Source organism: Leucothrix mucor DSM 2157, assembly GCF_000419525.1.
In the GTDB taxonomy this organism is placed as follows: Bacteria; Pseudomonadota; Gammaproteobacteria; order Thiotrichales; family Thiotrichaceae; genus Leucothrix; species Leucothrix mucor.
In genome coordinates this window covers 2,335,871-2,353,065 of the sequence record NZ_ATTE01000001.1, presented here as the reverse complement: position 1 = coordinate 2,353,065, position 17,195 = coordinate 2,335,871, and the positions used below count along the sequence as shown (strand labels likewise).

Annotated in this window: 16 protein-coding genes and 1 pseudogene; 5 read left to right on the top strand and 12 right to left on the bottom strand. The window is 48.6% G+C overall.

Translation table 11 applies throughout. The annotated features are described in order from the left end of the window. Nucleotides 1-100: 100 nt before the first annotated feature. The 4 genes and pseudogenes from LEUMU_RS0110380 to LEUMU_RS25600 all read right to left on the bottom strand — a co-directional run bounded on the left by LEUMU_RS0110380 (nt 101) and on the right by LEUMU_RS25600 (nt 4,424). Nucleotides 101-1,339, bottom strand: a complete 1,239-nt coding sequence (locus LEUMU_RS0110380; protein ID WP_022952221.1) for an ATP-binding protein — start codon at nt 1,337-1,339, stop codon at nt 101-103. A 308-nt stretch (nt 1,340-1,647) separates the two neighbouring features. Next, nucleotides 1,648-2,160 (bottom strand): annotated as a pseudogene (locus LEUMU_RS29030) (FAD-binding domain-containing protein); the annotation flags it as partial. A gap of 15 nt (nt 2,161-2,175) precedes the next feature. Then, nucleotides 2,176-3,114 carry a deoxyribodipyrimidine photo-lyase gene (locus tag LEUMU_RS29025; protein WP_211223023.1) on the bottom strand — a complete coding sequence of 313 codons (939 nt, stop codon included), beginning with the start codon at nt 3,112-3,114 and terminating at the stop codon, nt 2,176-2,178. After that, complete coding sequence (locus LEUMU_RS25600; protein ID WP_022952220.1) at nt 3,111-4,424, bottom strand: DASH family cryptochrome; 1,314 nt, start codon at nt 4,422-4,424, stop codon at nt 3,111-3,113. The genes LEUMU_RS29025 and LEUMU_RS25600 overlap by 4 nt, the downstream gene beginning before the upstream one ends. 209 nt (nt 4,425-4,633) lie before the next feature. Between LEUMU_RS25600 and LEUMU_RS0110365 the strand changes: the two genes are divergently transcribed. The 5 genes from LEUMU_RS0110365 to recJ all read left to right on the top strand — a co-directional run bounded on the left by LEUMU_RS0110365 (nt 4,634) and on the right by recJ (nt 9,810). Next, nucleotides 4,634-5,419, top strand: a complete 786-nt coding sequence (locus LEUMU_RS0110365) for a hypothetical protein (RefSeq protein ID WP_022952219.1) — start codon at nt 4,634-4,636, stop codon at nt 5,417-5,419. Nucleotides 5,420-5,654: 235 nt separating this feature from the next. Further along, nucleotides 5,655-6,209, top strand: coding sequence for an RNA polymerase sigma factor (locus tag LEUMU_RS0110360; RefSeq protein WP_022952218.1), 555 nt, complete (start codon nt 5,655-5,657; stop codon nt 6,207-6,209). Nucleotides 6,210-6,218: 9 nt separating this feature from the next. Beyond that, nucleotides 6,219-7,481 carry a formylglycine-generating enzyme family protein gene (locus tag LEUMU_RS27990; protein ID WP_022952217.1) on the top strand — a complete coding sequence of 421 codons (1,263 nt, stop codon included), beginning with the start codon at nt 6,219-6,221 and terminating at the stop codon, nt 7,479-7,481. Nucleotides 7,482-7,626: 145 nt separating this feature from the next. Next, nucleotides 7,627-8,040, top strand: coding sequence for a DUF7079 family protein (locus tag LEUMU_RS27985; protein WP_022952216.1), 414 nt, complete (start codon nt 7,627-7,629; stop codon nt 8,038-8,040). A 39-nt stretch (nt 8,041-8,079) separates the two neighbouring features. Next, nucleotides 8,080-9,810 (top strand): single-stranded-DNA-specific exonuclease RecJ, encoded by a 1,731-nt coding sequence (gene recJ, locus LEUMU_RS0110345; protein ID WP_022952215.1) that lies wholly within the window; start codon nt 8,080-8,082, stop codon nt 9,808-9,810. 10 nt (nt 9,811-9,820) lie between these two features. On the opposite strand, the gene bamB is transcribed toward recJ, so the two are convergent. From bamB to LEUMU_RS0110305, 8 genes are all read right to left on the bottom strand, one after another. After that, nucleotides 9,821-11,011 (bottom strand): outer membrane protein assembly factor BamB, encoded by a 1,191-nt coding sequence (gene bamB, locus LEUMU_RS0110340; RefSeq protein WP_022952214.1) that lies wholly within the window; start codon nt 11,009-11,011, stop codon nt 9,821-9,823. Between the two features lie 3 nt (nt 11,012-11,014). Then, entirely contained in the window at nt 11,015-11,626 is a 612-nt protein-coding gene (locus tag LEUMU_RS0110335; RefSeq protein WP_022952213.1) for a YfgM family protein, read from the bottom strand. Then, nucleotides 11,619-12,905, bottom strand: coding sequence for a histidine--tRNA ligase (gene hisS / locus LEUMU_RS0110330; protein WP_022952212.1), 1,287 nt, complete (start codon nt 12,903-12,905; stop codon nt 11,619-11,621). Before hisS ends, LEUMU_RS0110335 begins: the two co-directional genes overlap by 8 nt. Before the next feature lie 24 nt (nt 12,906-12,929). Beyond that, complete coding sequence (locus LEUMU_RS0110325) at nt 12,930-13,979, bottom strand: RodZ domain-containing protein (RefSeq protein ID WP_022952211.1); 1,050 nt, start codon at nt 13,977-13,979, stop codon at nt 12,930-12,932. A gap of 50 nt (nt 13,980-14,029) precedes the next feature. Next, complete coding sequence (gene pilW, locus LEUMU_RS0110320) at nt 14,030-14,788, bottom strand: type IV pilus biogenesis/stability protein PilW (protein WP_022952210.1); 759 nt, start codon at nt 14,786-14,788, stop codon at nt 14,030-14,032. Nucleotides 14,789-14,791: 3 nt separating this feature from the next. After that, nucleotides 14,792-15,904, bottom strand: coding sequence for a dual-specificity RNA methyltransferase RlmN (gene rlmN, locus LEUMU_RS0110315; protein WP_022952209.1), 1,113 nt, complete (start codon nt 15,902-15,904; stop codon nt 14,792-14,794). A 10-nt stretch (nt 15,905-15,914) separates the two neighbouring features. Then, nucleotides 15,915-16,346 (bottom strand): nucleoside-diphosphate kinase, encoded by a 432-nt coding sequence (gene ndk, locus LEUMU_RS0110310; RefSeq protein WP_022952208.1) that lies wholly within the window; start codon nt 16,344-16,346, stop codon nt 15,915-15,917. 136 nt (nt 16,347-16,482) lie between these two features. Continuing rightward, nucleotides 16,483-17,070 carry a Maf family protein gene (locus LEUMU_RS0110305; protein ID WP_022952207.1) on the bottom strand — a complete coding sequence of 196 codons (588 nt, stop codon included), beginning with the start codon at nt 17,068-17,070 and terminating at the stop codon, nt 16,483-16,485. Between the last annotated feature and the right edge of the window lie 125 nt (nt 17,071-17,195).

The following is a 17,195-nucleotide window of genomic DNA, read 5'->3' as shown; positions in this document are numbered from 1 at the left end:
GATCAGGGTTTAACTGTGCTACGCCCCTCGCATTGCTTGGAAGGTCTGCGCGAAATTAAACCCTGACCGCCGTTTGCAGGGGAGCGGCGGTGGGTTTTTGTTAGATGAAGTGAATGGGTATTTGCACTATTTTTTGGCTCAGAAACTCGACTCGCTTTCCACGATTAATCACGATGCCGTAGGGGCATTTTACGTCTGCTATGAAGTTTTCAAGTCCTATTAATGCTTGACGTTTTACCACTGTATTGAGTTTGACCTCGACGGGGACGACACCAAATGCCCCTTCAATGACAAAATCCACTTCGGATTTGTCGACCGTGCGGTAATAGCTGAACTCAAGCTGCGTCGCCATGGTGGACTGAAAACCGCGAATCAGTTCTTCCGTGACAAAGCTTTCAAATGAGAACCCGGCAACTGGATGAATGAGTAGTTGCTCCAGACTATTGATTTTTAATAAGTGATGCACGACGCCGGTATCGCGGAAAAAACCTTTGTTACTTTTTTGAATTTTCTTAAGTGGGTTATTGCTGAATGGCTGCACGTTTCGCCATAAAAATGTCTGGTGAATAATATCCAGGTATTCCTTGATGGTTGGTACGCTAACTTCCAAAGCACGCGCCATGCTGCTCATATTCAACTGATGACCTGAGTGCTGCGCTAACAAAGACAGAAAGCGGCGGTAAACGTGAATATTCAACTTGGGAAACAGACCGCGAATATCACGATTTACATAATTGGAGATGTAGTTATCCATCCATTGTGGCAAGTAGGCTGCATTGGTTTCATCCTCCAGTGTTGGCTCGGGAAAGCCTCCATGAATCAGCGCCTGCATACTCTGCGGGAGCGTCATTGAGGTGGATAAATTGGAGAATGCCTGAATTTCATCCACGCCTGAGTTAATCAAGTCATACAGCTCAGACAAGGGCTGATCGTAACGCTCAGTTTGTTTAAACGGCCACATTTCTACCGTTGCGATTCGTCCGGCTAAGCTCTCAGTGATCCCTTTCACGATTTCAGGAGAGCTTGAACCCGTCAGCAGAAAGCGGCCTTTAAGCTTACGATTCTCATCAATCACGCTTCTTAATACGCGGAATAAATCAGGGTACTGCTGAGCTTCGTCGATAATGACTTTGTCAGTATTGAGCGTGAAAAAGGCGATCGGATCGTTGGTGATCAGCTGGTAGTCATCGGGGCTTTCCAGATCGTAGTACTTCCAGTCCGGACGTAGCTGTTTAACCAAAGTGGATTTTCCGCATTGGCGAGGGCCAATTACGGCGACCGCAGGGAACATAGCAAGTAACTGATCGACTTTTCCGGCGATATGACGCTTTTTATCCATGATATTTAAACCTTTCCTTTAAATATATGGGGTGAATTGTAGCTTTCGTGAGGGATGGGTGCAAGGGAGAGGTAAGGGCGGCGATCAGGTATTAACTGCGCTTCGCCCCTCGCGTTGCTCGGAAGGTCTTCGCGAAGTTAATACCTGACCGCCTGTTAGGTAGCAATTAGACGGAGCTCTAGATAGCAATTGGACGACGGCCGAGCCAGTAATGCAGATCTCGCCGCAAATCAGTAGTCGGGTAACCCGTTCAGTCGTGGTGGCAATTCTTTTAAGCTTATGTCTAGTTCTGCGGATAATCCATTCTGTTATAGCCTGACATGTCGACTGAGTATGCGCTTAGCCTCAGCTTTCACCTCTGGCCGCTTGCGCCAAGACCAAAGCAGTTCACTGGCTTGCTTATAAGTCAGGCTAACATCGACAATCGGCTTGGGATAATCCTGATCAAGCACAATCCCATGCATCACTTGCTCCAATTCACTCAGCGTATGCGGTTTGGTAATCAGCTCATTCGGCAAGGTCTGAAGCTCAGGGCACCATTGCCGAATAAAATGCCCGTCGGCATCATGTTCTTCAGCCTGTTTAATCGGATTATAAACCCGGATGGTGTTAATGCCGGTGACGCTGGCTTGCATTTGAAATTGCGGATAATGGATGCCGGGTTCGAAGTCCAAAAATAAGCGAGCCAGGTGTTTAACGCCACGTCGCCAGTCGATTTGTAGGTGGTGGCACAAAAAGCTGACCAGCATGGCGCGCATTCTGAAGTTCATATAACCGGTGACAATCAGGCAGCGCATGCTGGCATCTATCATCGGGTAGCCAGTTTGCCCTGTTTCTCAAGCCTGAAGCAGGGTTTGAGTTTCCTGTGTTGAGCGGTAAGGTAGCGAGTTATAGCCTTTGTTGAGGTGTTCAAACTCCATGCGCGATTCGCTTTCAAATTTCTGCATAAAATGGCAATGCCAGTGAAGGCGGGATGATAGCGCGACTAATGCCCGCCGCCAGCCTTTGCGTTGCCAGTGGCTTAGCAGCTGTTGGTACATTTGTCGCAGGCTGATATTGCCCCACGCAAGATAGGGCGAGAGCCGGGAGCAGCTTTCGCGGCTAAGCGCTGGCTTTGATATAAACAGGTTGTAGTGTTGACCGCGCTCGTCAAAAAAATCATCCAAGACGTGCTGCGCCTGTTGTTCGCCACCAGCCTGCATATTGGGGGCAGGCGTTTTCCAGCTTGCCGGTAGGGCGGAGGTGTCAAAGCGCATAGTGATCAAGGTCAGCTGTGCGGGTGCATTCTCCACTAGCGGCTGATGCATGACTTGTTTCCAGTTTTTATCCCAGCGTTGGCGATCGATTGCGCCGCGAATCACTGCGCCGTGTGGCGTTTCCTGCCAGTCAATTAGTCGCTCCTGAAACCAATGCTTGAGTGCCTTATCTCTGCGAAAAGTGTTATCGAGACCAATTTCCTGATGTGAGAAGACTTGATGGATATTAAAGTGGCTGGCAATGCTTTCAAACACGGTTATGGCATCGTCATGCGCGGCCACAACACGGCCATTGAGCTGCCGATTCATTTGCGTGAGCGACTCGGTGACAAAGCGCCAGTGTCGCTCTGAGTAGTGTGGGTCATCCAGCAGCATCGGTTCAAAAATATAGAGTAATAAGCTTGGGTGTGACGAGTCTTCGGCGGCTTTTAGTGGCTGGTGATCACTGAGCCTCAGGTCACGTTTAAACCAGACGACATTGATGGTTTGCTTTGGGGTTTGAGCTTCTGTTTGGCTCATCGGGTAAAGGCATCGCGTTGCTCAAGCCAGTATTGGGTATAGCGTTGTTTTGGATCGAATTGGCTAGCTTGTTTATCGAGATTGAAGTGACGTTTTTGGACGGTGGTTGGCCCCGCGCCAGCGATATATTGCCAGTTGCCCCAGTTGCATGCGGTATCGTAATCGATCAGCATTTGCTCGAAATAAGCGGCACCAAATCGCCAGTCTTGTTCCAATTCATTGACCAAACAGCTGGCGACGATCTGGCGGCCACGGTTAGACATAAAGCCAGTTAAGCGCAGTTCGGTCATGCAGGCATTCACTAATGGATAGTCGGTTCTGCCATGAATCCATTGCTCGATGCGCTCGGAGTCGTGAGTGTAGTGCAGTGTGGTGTCATTCGCGCCGCCGTGTTGGTAGAGCTTGGAGCCGTGGCGCATTGCATACCATTGGAAATACTCACGCCATAGCAGTTCTACATAAATCCAATAGCTGGACTTATTTGCGCCATGTTTGGCTTCGTAGTGCTTTAAGTCGGCCACTACTTTACGCACGGAGAGGCTGCCGGTGGCTAGCCAAGGTGAGAATTTGCAGGAGTGATTCCAGCCATCGAGTGCATTGCGGGTTTGCTTGTAGCTTGAGGCTGCGCCTGAGCTTAAGTATGCCGAGAGATGGGCTAAGCCTGCGCGTTCGCCGCCTTTGAAGCTATTATGCTCTGGTGAGTCAGTGGTTGATTGCTTGGGTGGGATTTGCCTGCTTATTTCTGGCCATTGCTCAAGTTGTGATGCCGACTCGGGCATGGGTGGCAGTTGTTTGAGAGTGCTGATAGGCGTGCATGGTTCGTTTTTTTCAAGTTTGCTTCTTACGCCACTAAATCCACCGGGCATGGTTTCAATGGCGAAGGGGAGTGTGCTTTGATCGTATAGCGTTCGAGTGTCGATGTTATGAAAGCGGATGTGTGGGTATTTAGATTGTAATTCTTGCCACTGTTGATGCTCAAACCAACCTGCTTGCACGCTGCGATATACATCTGTAATCCCAAGTGCTTCGATAAGCTTGCCGAGCGTAGTGCCGTCATTATGATGAGAGAGCCACAGGCGTTGTTGTAGTGAGTTGAGTTGTAGGCTCAGGTCGGCGACTGATTGCGCTAAAAAACGTTGTCTAGCGCTGCCGATCTCTGCATTCATGCTGCGGGCGTGTTGGCTCCAGGCATTTCCCCATTGGTAATAGCAAACGAGTTGGTCTACCTCGCTAGCCGCCTTGGTAAGTGCCGGTTGGTCATGCAAGCGTAGATCGGTGGTGAAGCAGTACAAGCCGACTGTGTGAGTCATCAGGGCACCATAATGAATGATTTTAGTTAATTTGCATTAGGTGGCAGCGGATTTCAATTTGGGTCAATTGAGGTAGGGTTTAAACAGGGGCTAGGTTTATCAGCAAATCGCTGGCCGCTAGGCTAAGCTTATAAGTGTAGTGCCATGCCTAAAAATCATGACATTGCCTGCGTGAGTAAAATAATTATTGTAAAGAGAGGGAATATCTAATGAAAATCAATCTTACAGGTGCGCTGATAAGCCGTTTAGTGCTTGGGGCGTCGCTATTGTTAATGTCTGCAGCGGCCTACAGTGTGCCAAATAGTCTGAATCAGGCGGCCTATGTACCCGGAAGCTCGCAGTATCAGTTTGGCTATAACTCCATCCCCAATGTGAAAATCACTGGTGCGCCTAGCGATGCGGGTTATGGTCGTTTTGCCATGCTGCATGATGGCTCGACTTATCGCTTGTATCTCCCTAAAAGAGGCAGCTTGGATACCCTGTATCAGTTTGCTTTTAACCCAGCGACATCGAGCTATGAGTACGGTTTTAATAATTCGATTAAGGTGTTGAAAGTTGTCGGCATGCCAGCCGATGCGAACACTGGCAGCTTCGCGATGCTGCATGATGGCTCCAATTACCGCTTGTATATGCGCAGTCGTAGTAATGCCTCCACGCTTTATCAGGCTTCGTTTAAGGTGGGAACCAATCAGTATGTGTATGGCCATGAGTCAATGCCTGTTATCAAGATCGCCGGTGCACCTGCCGATATTACCAACAACCGTCGCTGGGCGATGTTGCACGATGGCAGCCATTATCGCCTATACATTGGTAAGCAGCGCAATGTGAACCAGTTCTACCAGTTTGCATTTAATCGTGGCACGAGTACTTATCAGTATGGCTACCAGTCAGTGCCGCTATTGACTGCAGTGAATACACCATCAAGTAGCCAGTTCAATGGCTTTGCGATGCTGCATGATCGTTCCGCGTATCGCTATTATTATCTGACTCGTTAATCGCTCTGAGTCTTACTAATCACTAGGTTGGCTGGGTTCTCTTGGTCAATTGGTGATTCCCGTCCTTTTTTGGCTGATCCTGCTATACTGAGCATTCGTTCTATTACGGTTACTACTGTGACGCGGTTGTCTACTGCGTTTATCCTTGCCACACGCTTTAGGCATATGCTTTTTTTTAGAGGATCTCGTGAAGGGTAAAACGCCGACAGATATTGGAATTCCTAGCTGCACAACAATGCTGTGCAATCTCCTTGATCAGGAGAATGATAATGGGGCGGCATTGCTAAGCTTGGTCGATTGTTATATTCATCACTTTGGGCGACGTTATTGCAACCTGAGCTTCGACGAGCAGCAGGATATTCAACAAGAAGTCGCGATTAACTTACTGCATCATGGTGAAAGTGTACGGCAGAAATGCTCCCGAGCGTGGGTTTATACCATCGTTCGCAATCAGTGTATCAATCATATCCGTAAGCGAACTTGCCGATCATCGATCATTAAATCCACTGAGAACTACGATGCGATCGCGAGCATCGTGGGCAAAGCGCCATCACTAGATCATGGCCTCAATGTGGATATGATTGATTCCATCGATTGCCTACAGAAAGTCTTCGATCAAATTGAGGCACAGGAAACGGGCAAAGAAGATATTGCTATCTACACGCAATATGCCTTTGGTTTAAGTTATCTTGAGATATCAGCGAGTTCAAACAGGACCGTCGCCGCGATAGGAAATCGAATCTCAATACTAAAAAAACGTCTTAAAAAACTCATAGAAGAGTATTGCTGAAGGAGGCCTATGCCAGATAAGAAGCCCAAGCAGACGCTATTACCTAAAGAAAATGAGAAACAATGGTTTGAAGTGCTGCATGGTGAGAGCCCGGCCGTTGATGATAATGACACACAGGTAAGCGCGCTAAAAATACGGAATTATCTGATTGCCCGAGATGAGGCTATTGCGGCGGATATTGCGGTCGACTCCGGTGGTTTGGATACTATTTCAGCAGAAGAAGCGCGGGTTATTTATCGACAGGCAAAGGATGAGTCCCGACGACGTCAGCGTATTCGCTTTTTCAAGACTTATGGTCTGGGAGCTTTGATTGGTGCGCTATGTGCCACCGTAGCGACGGTGTTTGTGGTTGAGACTGTTAAGCCGCCGATATCTCCCGCGCTACCCAATCCTCCGGTCGATGCCAGTCTAAACTTTTCGGATTATCCGGCACTTAAGTTTAATGAGGAGATTGGGTCTTTTCCTAATATGTTGCTAATTCCCGGCGGCGTTACGAGTATCGGCTGCGCCAAAGGTTGGGACGATGTCTCGGGTGGTTGCCGCCCCAGTGAGTTTCCTTCACATGCGGTGACGATTGATACTTTTGAAATCTCTCAGCATGAAGTGACTTACGCTCAGTTTAGGCAGTTTATCGAAAGCTCAGGCTATGTGACCGATGCTGAAAAGAATAATCGAGGATGCGTGCACGAGGATATGGATGCACCCGGAACGCCTTTTGTAATGAACCCCAAGCTGACCTGGAAAACCCCAGGTTATGAGCAAACGGATGGCCATCCGGTGACCTGTGTGAGTTGGCACGATGCGCAGCAGTATGTTGCTTGGCTAAGCGCTGAAACCAAAACACCTTATCGCTTGCCGACTGAGGTAGAGTGGGAGAGGGCGGCTAGAGGTGGTCAAGCGACAGCTTATTTTTGGGGCTCTAAAGCCAGCAATAATCAGGCAAATTATAGTGGGGTTGGCGGTAAGGATCAGTGGCCAACGGTTGCACCGGTTGGGCAATTTCCAGCAAATAAATATTATGTGCAAGATACGTCTGGCAATTTGTGGGAGTGGGTTGAGGACTGCTGGCATACAACTTATCACAATGCCCCAATAGATGGGAAAGCGTGGGAGGCGGGCTGTGAAAACCCCAGTGTGAGAGTGCGTCGTGGTGGTTCCTGGGATATGAATGGGGCGGGTATGCGCTCGGCAATTCGTAGTCCGGGCTCGCAGCATGATCGGAGTAATCTCTATGGATTTCGGGTAGCGCGGGATTGGCAGAAGAAGCAATAACTACCGCAACCCAAGAGGAAATTCATTAATAAATTCAGTCACATCAGTTGGTTTTTGTCGGTGCGGAAAAACGTTAATTTGTATAGTTATTAGTAATTGTGAAATAATAGGGAATGGTATTTCTGGTAATCAATAGGTAAATCTCATGCCTGCTAAGCGATTGACCGAAGATGAAATAGAACGTCGGACGCCCGTTTGGAGCGCCCTCGCAGACCTTTGGCTCGATACGGAGCTTCAGGAAAGTGACCTGATCCACATTGCTGCGGTCATGGTTGATAGCGGCTACTCTTTAAACGAGTTACGCGCCATTTGTGATGCAGAAGTCGCCCCCGTCGTATACAAAAACCTGCTAATGCCAGTTGGTGCTTGGTCAGGTTTTGATGAGCATTGGCTAGCGCAACAAATCATTGCAGAAATGTATAAACCTAAGCGCTGGCAAGATGCCTTATTCGACCCCATACGCCGTGCCTTTAACCTCTACACTCATGAGCCATACTGGCCAACACTGGTATTGAAATATCAGGAGATACAACGCAAACAAAACCGGATTGCGTTATAGTCTGTCCCCAGATTTAAGGGGATGATAATGAGTAATACAATGGCTGATATAACGTCGGTAGCACTACTGCGCCGCGCGATTCCTGAGACTTTGCCCTCACTGCCGGGCGTTTCAAGCCTGCTGCAACGGGTGGTTGCCAGTCGTGGAATTACCGACCCGATACAGCTTTCCAGTGAACTCAAACACCTACAGCCGGTTGGATCGCTCATGGGAGTTGATCAAGCTACACAGCGTTTGTATGACGCCTTAATCGCCCAGAAGCGTATTTTGATTGTGGGTGATTTTGATGCTGATGGTGCAACCGCCACGGCCTTAGCCATGCGCGCTTTGACTAGTCTCGGCTTTCAGTCGGTCAATTACATTGTCCCCAATCGCTTTGAGTATGGCTACGGTCTCACTCCTGAGATTATTGATGTAGCTGCGCCTTTCCAGCCTGAATTAATTATTACCGTTGATAATGGTATCTCTAGTATCGAGGGTGTTGCCTATGCTCGTGAGCTTGGAATTGATGTGATTATTACTGATCATCATTTACCGGGTCGAGCCTTACCTGCGGCCGCTGCCATCGTAAACCCTAATCAGCCGGGTGATGAATTTGCGTCAAAGAATCTTGCTGGAGTTGGGGTGATCTTTTACCTAATGCTGGCATTGAAACAAACGCTGGCGACTAAAAATTATTTTGCAGAGCATAAACTGGCCCCGCCTAATCTGGTTCAATGGTTGGATTTGGTGGCATTGGGTACGGTCGCTGATGTAGTACCTTTGGATACTAATAATCGAATTTTAGTTGAGCAGGGCTTACGTCGTATCCGAAGTGGTAAGTGTAGTGCAGGTATTTTAGCCTTGTTGCAGCTTGGCAAGCGGAATTATCAGCAAGTCTGTAGCCAAGACCTCGGCTTTGTTTGTGGTCCGCGCTTAAATGCTGCAGGGCGTTTGGATGATATGTCGCTTGGCATAGAGTGCCTGCTAACAGATTCGCAAGCCACGGCGTTGACGCTGGCCGCTGAGCTGGATGAAATGAATCGCACGCGTCGTGAATTAGAATCCGATATGAAACAGGATGCTATGCAGCAGCTGGATTCGCTGAATCTGGATCAGGATACGCTGCCACCCATTATTTGCATGTATCACGAAGAATGGCATCAGGGCATTGTTGGGATTTTAGCGGCGCGGATTCGGGAGCGTTATTATCGTCCTTGTTTGATATTTGCACCGGGTACGGATGGTGAAATCAAAGGCTCTGGTCGCTCGATTACTGGCATACACATGCGCGATGTGATTGACCGGGTGGCGAGTTCGCATCCGGGCTTGGTTGAAAAGTTTGGGGGGCATGCCATGGCTGCTGGCCTCACTTTGAAAACAGGCGATTTTGAGCCTTTTCGGTTAGCGGTAGAAGCGGTGGTTGCTGAGCAAACGGATGCGGCAGTCTTTCAGGAGCAAATTCTGAGTGATGGCAGTCTGGCGGCTGATGACTATTCATTGGACGTTGCTGAGGAGTTATCTCATCGAATTCCATGGGGGCAGGCGTTTCCGGCACCGGTGTTTGATGATGTGTTTGAGATTGTCGAGCGGCGGGAGTTAAAACAAATTCATCTAAAGCTTACATTGCGCGCGAAAGGCAGCTCAGAGCTGTTGTCGGGAATTGTATTTAATGTTGATCCGACGCAATGGCCGAAGCAGGGCGAGCAAGCACATCTGCTGTATCAATTGTCGGTGAATGAGTATAACGGCAAGCGGTCGCTGCAATTAATGGTGCAGCGACTGCTGTAAACGATGGGTATTACTGGTTGCTAATGGCTGTCAGCATACCGCTGCGGCCAAAGGCATAAATGGTATTGCCACTGACTGCGACCGGTACTTGGTAACCTGCTGGGTCACCTGTGGTGCGGCTAACAATTTGTCCATTGCTGGTGTCGAGCCAGTGTAGGTTACCTTGACGATCACCCACTACAATGCGACTTCCGCCAGCGACAACCGTTGGCGCTGTTGGTTGGCGATTTTCAAGGTCGCTATTATCCCAAGCCTTCTGACCATTTAACGGGCCATACTTCCAAACTCTGCCTGTGGAATCCGTGCTGTAAACACCTTTAGGATCAGCGTCTGCACCGGTGTAGGAAGATAAAACATCACTCCACACTACGTTTCCGTTTAGCATATTAGCGCCGAGGATGCGACCATTCACGCTGCTGGTGAATAGGGCATTACCCAGAGGCTTTAAGCGTCCATCCACATCAACGATTTGATCAAGTTCTGATCCACCTTGAGGCGTTGCAATGGTGACTTCCCAGATTGGTTTACCTGTTTTCAGCAAGTAAGCTGCAATTTTACCATTGTCGAAACCAGCAATGACGCCGTTATCAACAATAATAGGCACGCTGGCGCCATAGCTTGAAAGCTGTGGAGTGCGTTGCTGGCGTACCCAAGCTTGCTCACCAGTATTACTGTCAAGACCAACTAATTTTCCATCGATGGTACGGAAAGCTAAGTTACCGTTAGATGATGGAGAAACAGCCAGTACTTCAGTGCCTAGCGGTGCAATCCAGAGAATTTTACCAGTGTTGGCATCCAGCGCTAGTGCTTTACCGCTGCGGGTTCCAACATAGACTTTGCCTTCGCCACCGTTTACGCCAGCACTGATTAGCTCGCCAACCGGATTAGACCAGAGCGCGCGGCCCGTGGTTTTGTTCCAGGCAGACACGGTGCCACCGGCAGCGGTATAAACTGCTACATCATTTACGTAAGGGTGAATGCGAACACTGCTAACCGACGATGCGGTTTTAACTTGCCACAGCGTTTTAACTGAGGCAGTCACAGGTTTTAGTGCTTTAATCTTCGGCGGCACATAAGCATTCTGCTGTCCGCCCAAGAGCTGACTACCCGGAAAGGATTGTCCACTACAGCCTGCAACCGCAACACTGATTGCAACGGTTAACAAGCCATGCTTAAGATAAGTGGGTAGTCTGCTATTCACTAATTACGCTCCTTTACCAAGGTTATCACGCTTCATTCTCAGGTATTCTGCGGAGTTTGTTCCCGCACTAAGAATCGCCTTGTCGTAGGCAATGCGTGCATTTTCCAAATCTTTTTTGGCAACGAATAAGTCACCTTTTAGCTCTTCAACTAAAGAAGTGTATGCGACCGCCATCTTGGTATCCAGCAAAGTTTCTGCTTCGCCCAATTTTCCAGCTGCAATATAAGCTCGTGCCAAACGCAGGCGAGCAATGTCTGCAACATTAGGATCTTTTGCTTCCATCGCTTGCTTTAAGGCTGCAATAGTAGCGTCTGCATCCGTCTGGCTGGTTTCAGCTGCGACAGACAGTGCCGCTAAGGCGCCATAAGGTGTTGAGCTGTATTCTTCAGTAACGGCTTTAAGTGCAGTGACTTTATTCGCATCAGATGCTTGAGCTGCCTGCAGTTGTGCAGAGCCTGCTTCAGATTCATTCTGTTGGTAGTTCTGCCATTGCTGCCAGCCGAATACACCACCGATGGCGATAGCAATACCTGCTAATACAGATGTGCCATTCGAGCGCCACCAGGCTTTGAGTTCTTCTGCCCGTTCCTCATCAGTCTTTAATTCATCAGCCATTATTATTCTCCGTTGAAACTATGTGTGTCAGATGTTCAATTAATGCATCTTGGCTCAACTGCTGCTGCTCGCCACCGTTTAACGGCTTGAGGCTAACAACGCCTTCGTTGATTTCATTGTCACCAAGGATGATTGCATACTGCGCGCCGGATTTATCGGCACGCTTCATTTGTGATTTAAAGCTGGCAGAGGCGCAGTTGCTCATGATTCGTAAACCAGAGACGTTATCCCGCAGGGTTTCTGCCAGTTTCAGGCCTTCACGCTCAGCCGCGTCGCCTTGCATCAATAGATAAGCATGAGGCGCTAAACTTGGAATCTCAATGGATTGCTCTTCCAGTAACAGCAGAATACGTTCCAGACCCATAGCAAAGCCAAGGCCAGCCGTTGGCTTACCGCCTAGCTGCTCAACCAAGCCATCGTAACGCCCACCAGCACAGATAGTGCCTTGGGTGCCAAGCTCCGTAGTAACCCACTCAAATACTGTACGGCTGTAGTAATCCAAGCCGCGAACCAAGCGAGTATTCACGACAAAAGGAATGCCCATATCAGTCAGTAACTGCTGGAAGCGCTCAAAGTGCTGTTTGGACTCATCATCTAAGTGATCCAGCAACTTAGGTGCCGCTTCAATAAGCTCAGCTAAATCAGGGTTCTTGCTGTCCAGTACGCGCAGTGGATTGCTCAGCATTCGGCGCTTGGAATCTTCATCCAGTTGCGCTTCATGCTCTGTCAGATAAGCCACTAAAATGTCACGGTAGGCTGCACGGGCTTCGCTGCTACCCAGTGAATTGATCTGCAGCTCCACATTGCGCAGGCCTAATAAGCGCCACAATCTTGCAGAGATAGCCACCACTTCAGCGTCGATATCAGGTCCCGGAATGCCGTAAGTCTCGATACCGGCCTGATAAAACTGGCGGTAGCGGCCTTTTTGAGGGCGCTCATGGCGGAACATCGGGCCGATATACCAAATCCGTTGTTGCTGGTTGTACAGCAGACCATTTTGAATGCCAGCACGTACACAGCTAGCGGTACACTCAGGACGCAGCGTTAGGCTATCGCCATTGCGGTCTTCAAAGGTGTACATTTCTTTTTCAACAATATCGGTTACTTCACCGATAGAGCGGCAGAAAAGCTCAGTGGATTCCAGAACCGGAGTCCGTAGCTCCCGGTAGCCGTATTGGGTGAAGAGGGTGCGGATTGTCCCTTCCAGATACTGCCAAGCGGCAGACTGATCCGGCAGGATGTCATGCATCCCGCGGATCGATTGAATAATTTTAGCCATGAGTGTTGTATCAGTTCAGATCGTTTATTCGATGGTGAAATTGGCCACGCTACCGCGGATAAAAGGAGTCATATCAAATGGCTTGCCGTCAACGGTGATTTCCAGCTGCTGCGCATTACCGACTCGTACTGTCAGTGGTTTAGCCAATACTAATTCTTTCGCATCACCTTTTTGTGACAGTGATTCGAATAAGGTCTTGTTACTGGAATCGCGGATTCGCATCCATACTTCATCATTGAAGCTAAGCTTTAGCTGTGAGCTGCCTTCAGGCACATCAACTGCTGCGTCAGTGGCGTCTGCAGTTTCTGTCTCTTCAGCGCTGTCGGCTGCATCCGTTTCTTCAGTCGTGTCTGCTTCTGCAGTATCCGCTGGTGTGTCGGCAGAGACAGGACCATTACCAACGCCTGGAAAACCAGTGTTAGCCGCAGCGGTCTCTGTGCCTGCTTCTGTTGTGGTGCCATCTGCGTCAGCTGTTTCTGTAGAGCCAGGGGCTTCAGATTCAGTATCTTCTTCACTGTCATCAATCGGCAGTGGGGCAGGGATGTTGCCAGTCAGTAGGGGGTTATCACTATTGTTGGTCAGTGCGGAGTTTGGATCTGATTTCTCAGAAAAGCTATTCCAGGTATTGCCCGCCCAATCACGTACGCCCGGAATCATCGACAAAATTGCCAATAAACCGAGTAATACAATCAGGAAGCCAAACTTCATAATACCAGCAGAGGCGCCTTTGCGTTTGCGGGCAGTAGACGCTGGAGAGGTCGTGAAGCGATAATCCAATTCGTTCGGATTAGCACCACGCAGTTTCTCGTAGGCATTGACCATTTCGGTCGCATCAATTTCGATAAATTTCGCAAAGCTGCGCAGATAGCCGCGAACGTAAGGCGGCTCCGGCAGCATGTCGAATTTTTCGGCTTCTAATGCGGTAATAATTTTTGGCGATAGGCAAAGGGCCTCAGCAACTTGGTTTACATTCAGGCCGTGTTCTTCTCTGTGCTGCCTGAAAATAGTGGTCAAATCACCGGGTTTTACTTCAGCTGTGTCTGCCGCTGCATCGATCGATTGCTCTACTGCCATGAATACCTAATTCCATTTATATTGTTGCGCCAACCTCCGTGTTAACGTGGTCAGCCGCCAAATTCTGCGAATTCTTTACTGTTTGAGATGGTGCCTGCCAATTTATTTCGGCATCGTTCAGCACCAACCTGATCACCTAATTTTGTATTGATCTTGGCGCACAGGGATAGTGTTTCAGCTTCCTCACGATTCCGTTGATGATACCGTTGCAAAAAGGCTTGAGCGCGAGCGTAATCACCTTGATCGTATTTAAGTTTTGCCATTTGGTACAAGGCAGAGCCGAAGGTTGGCTTTGATTCCAGCGCCTTACGGAAGTACGCTTCCGCCTGACTGGTGTCACCTGAGCTTCTGATACAAATTCCCGCGTTAGTGTATGCGAATTCAGGCGTAGTATAAAGGGGATCATTAATTGCTGCCAGAAATTGTTTGCTTGCTTCCTGGTATCGTCCGACCTTGCAAAGGTGCGAGCCATAGTTGTTTAGTAGCTGCGGATCTTTGGGGGATAATTGCATGGCGCGGCGGAAGTGGACATCCGCTTTATCATCTGCACCCAGTCGCTGCTGCAGTATGGCGTAATAATGATGTGCGTCTGCTGAGTTGGGATCTTGTTCTAAAGCTTTCTGAAGCTTTTCGTTAGCAAGGTTGAGGCGACCTTTGCCGGTGTACTCTGCACCTAAGCGGGCATTATACGTGGCGGCAGAGTCTTTTTTTTCAACCGGTCGGGTGTCATTGCTGCTGCAGGCACCCAAGCTGGTGATCAATACGGTAAACAATGTGAGTTTTTTTATTATTGTTATTGTGGACTTCATTGGTTAGCTGGTCTCTTGTTCCATCTTGGCAAAGTGTATCGTGCGACGACTACGGTCATTTACCTGTCCGGCAAGTTGACCACAGGCAGCATCGATGTCATCACCGCGGGTCTTGCGGGTCATCACTACCATTCCGGCATTATTCAAAATCTCATAAAAGCGATGAATCCGGTTATTGGATGAACGCTTGTAGCGTGTTTCCGGGAACGGATTAAACGGAATGAGATTTACTTTAACGGAGAGTCCTTTCAGGGTTTGGATGAGTTCGCGCGCATGTTCATCAGAATCATTCACGCCATCCAACATCACATATTCCATGGTGATGTGTTCGCGGGCTGCTTTACCATCAAGAAAACGATGGCAGGCTGCAATTAAATCTTTGATAGGGTACTTTTTATTAACCGGTACCAGCTTGTCGCGCAGCTCATCATTAGGTGCATGTAGAGAAACGGCCAATGAGACATCAATACGCTCACGCATACGGTCCATTGCTGGGATTACACCGGAGGTGCTGAGAGTGACGCGACGCTTGCTCAAGCCGTAGGCATTGTCATCTAACATTAGCGACATGGCATCGATCACGTTTTCAAAGTTGAGCAGTGGCTCACCCATGCCCATCATCACGACGTTACTGACGACGCGATTACCCAGTGGGTCGGGTTGCAGGGTCTTCTTAGCAATCCACAACTGGCCAATGATTTCACCAACGGTAAGATTACGGCTGAAGCCTTGGCGGGCAGTGGAGCAAAAAGTGCAGTCTAGTGCGCAACCGACTTGCGAAGAAACACAGAGCGTGCCTCGATCACTTTCGGGAATGAACACCATTTCAATACAATTGCCATCTGCCAGACGGAGTACCCACTTGTGGGTGCCGTCGGCAGAGGCTTTGTCCAGCACAACTTCAGGCAAACGAATCTCGGCGATTTCCGCCAGATTCGCCCGCATAGCTTTGCTGATATTCGTCATTTGATCGAGCGACTCAGCTTGATGCTGATGCAGCCATTTGATCAATTGCGTGGCGCGAAAAGGCTTCTCACCGCGTTCCTGTAAGAAAGCTTTCATTTTCTCACTACTCATATCGAGTAGATTAATTTTTTTCGCACCCGCTTGACTCATTTTTTTAACCTTAACGTAGGCGTGGGCAGACTTCGTCCGCGCCAAAGAAGAAATCCATCTCTATTTTAGCATTCTCTGCACTGTCTGAACCATGAACAGCATTTTCGTCGATGCTTGACGCGAAATCTGCACGGATAGTGCCAGCATCAGCATCAGCTGGGTTAGTTGCACCCATTAGCTCACGGTTTTTAGCAACAGCGTTCTCGCCTTCCAGAACTTGAATCATAACAGGACCAGAAGTCATGAAAGAGACCAAATCTTTAAAGAAAGGGCGCTCGCTGTGTACAGCGTAAAAGCCTTCAGCGTCAGCTTGGCTCAGTTGCTTCATTTTAGCGGCAACAACAGTCAGGCCAGCTGCTTCAAAGCGAGCATAGATTTGACCGATTACATTTTTTGCTACTGCATCAGGCTTGATGATTGAGATAGTACGTTCGATAGCCACAAGAGACTCCAAATTGATATAAAATGTTAAAATCCAAATACTTCAGTGCCCAGAGGGCAATTGGGGCGCTATTGTACTGTCCAGTGCCGGAGGCGTAAACACAATAATTTTATAGTTTGTAGCTTTTCGCGACTAATTACGGGAGTTTAATCTCATAACTGCGCAACATTTCACAAAGCCGTATTAATGGCAGGCCGATCAGTGCTGTTGGGTCATCACCATGCATGCGTTTAAATAAAGTAATCCCTAAACCTTCCGATTTAAAACTACCCGCACAGTTATAAGGCTTCTCTTTAATTAAGTAACGCTCTATCTCTGTCTGATTCAACTCGCGAAAGTTCACAAAGTAGGGGACTTGATCTAATTGGTAGTCACCCGTTTCACTATCCATGACGCAAAGGCCGGTTAAGAAGCTGACTTGCTGTCCCGAGCTTTCCTGTAGTTGTTGAATGGCAACATCATGATGCCCCGGTTTGCCGTTAATCTTACCCGCTACAACGCTGCATTGATCAGAAGCGATGATTAACGCGTGTTTATGGCGATGAGCAACCGCTTGAGCTTTTTCCAGAGATAGTCTTTTTACATAGTCTTCAGGTGATTCACCTAATAACTGACTCTCGTCGATATCGGGTGAGTCTGTTTCAAACGGCAAATCTAAGCGACTAAGCAGTTCTTTACGAAAGACTGAGCTGGAAGCCAGAATAATAGGGTGTTTATGTTTCATAGTAGGGAGACATCTTAATTAATGGGTATCGTCGTCATCGATCGGGCATAAATGCATGGCAGAATCATACATATAATAATGGGTGCCTGATTGGATCATTTCCGGACTGCTTTCCACTGAGAGCG

Excerpts from the sequence above, each read along its gene's own strand:
- LEUMU_RS0110360 (WP_022952218.1), top strand. The coding sequence starts at position 5,655 with ATGCTGTGCAATCTCCTTGATCAGGAGAATGATAATGGGGCGGCATTG.
- rlmN (WP_022952209.1), bottom strand. The coding sequence starts at position 15,904 with ATGAGTCAAGCGGGTGCGAAAAAAATTAATCTACTCGATATGAGTAGT.
- LEUMU_RS0110365 (WP_022952219.1), top strand. The coding sequence starts at position 4,634 with ATGAAAATCAATCTTACAGGTGCGCTGATAAGCCGTTTAGTGCTTGGG.
- pilW (WP_022952210.1), bottom strand. The coding sequence starts at position 14,788 with ATGAAGTCCACAATAACAATAATAAAAAAACTCACATTGTTTACCGTA.
- recJ (WP_022952215.1), top strand. The coding sequence starts at position 8,080 with ATGGCTGATATAACGTCGGTAGCACTACTGCGCCGCGCGATTCCTGAG.
- LEUMU_RS0110335 (WP_022952213.1), bottom strand. The coding sequence starts at position 11,626 with ATGGCTGATGAATTAAAGACTGATGAGGAACGGGCAGAAGAACTCAAA.
- LEUMU_RS27985 (WP_022952216.1), top strand. The coding sequence starts at position 7,627 with ATGCCTGCTAAGCGATTGACCGAAGATGAAATAGAACGTCGGACGCCC.
- LEUMU_RS27990 (WP_022952217.1), top strand. The coding sequence starts at position 6,219 with ATGCCAGATAAGAAGCCCAAGCAGACGCTATTACCTAAAGAAAATGAG.
- LEUMU_RS0110305 (WP_022952207.1), bottom strand. The coding sequence starts at position 17,070 with ATGAAACATAAACACCCTATTATTCTGGCTTCCAGCTCAGTCTTTCGT.
- hisS (WP_022952212.1), bottom strand. The coding sequence starts at position 12,905 with ATGGCTAAAATTATTCAATCGATCCGCGGGATGCATGACATCCTGCCG.
- LEUMU_RS29025 (WP_211223023.1), bottom strand. The coding sequence starts at position 3,114 with ATGAGCCAAACAGAAGCTCAAACCCCAAAGCAAACCATCAATGTCGTC.
- LEUMU_RS0110325 (WP_022952211.1), bottom strand. The coding sequence starts at position 13,979 with ATGGCAGTAGAGCAATCGATCGATGCAGCGGCAGACACAGCTGAAGTA.
- LEUMU_RS25600 (WP_022952220.1), bottom strand. The coding sequence starts at position 4,424 with ATGACTCACACAGTCGGCTTGTACTGCTTCACCACCGATCTACGCTTG.
- LEUMU_RS0110380 (WP_022952221.1), bottom strand. The coding sequence starts at position 1,339 with ATGGATAAAAAGCGTCATATCGCCGGAAAAGTCGATCAGTTACTTGCT.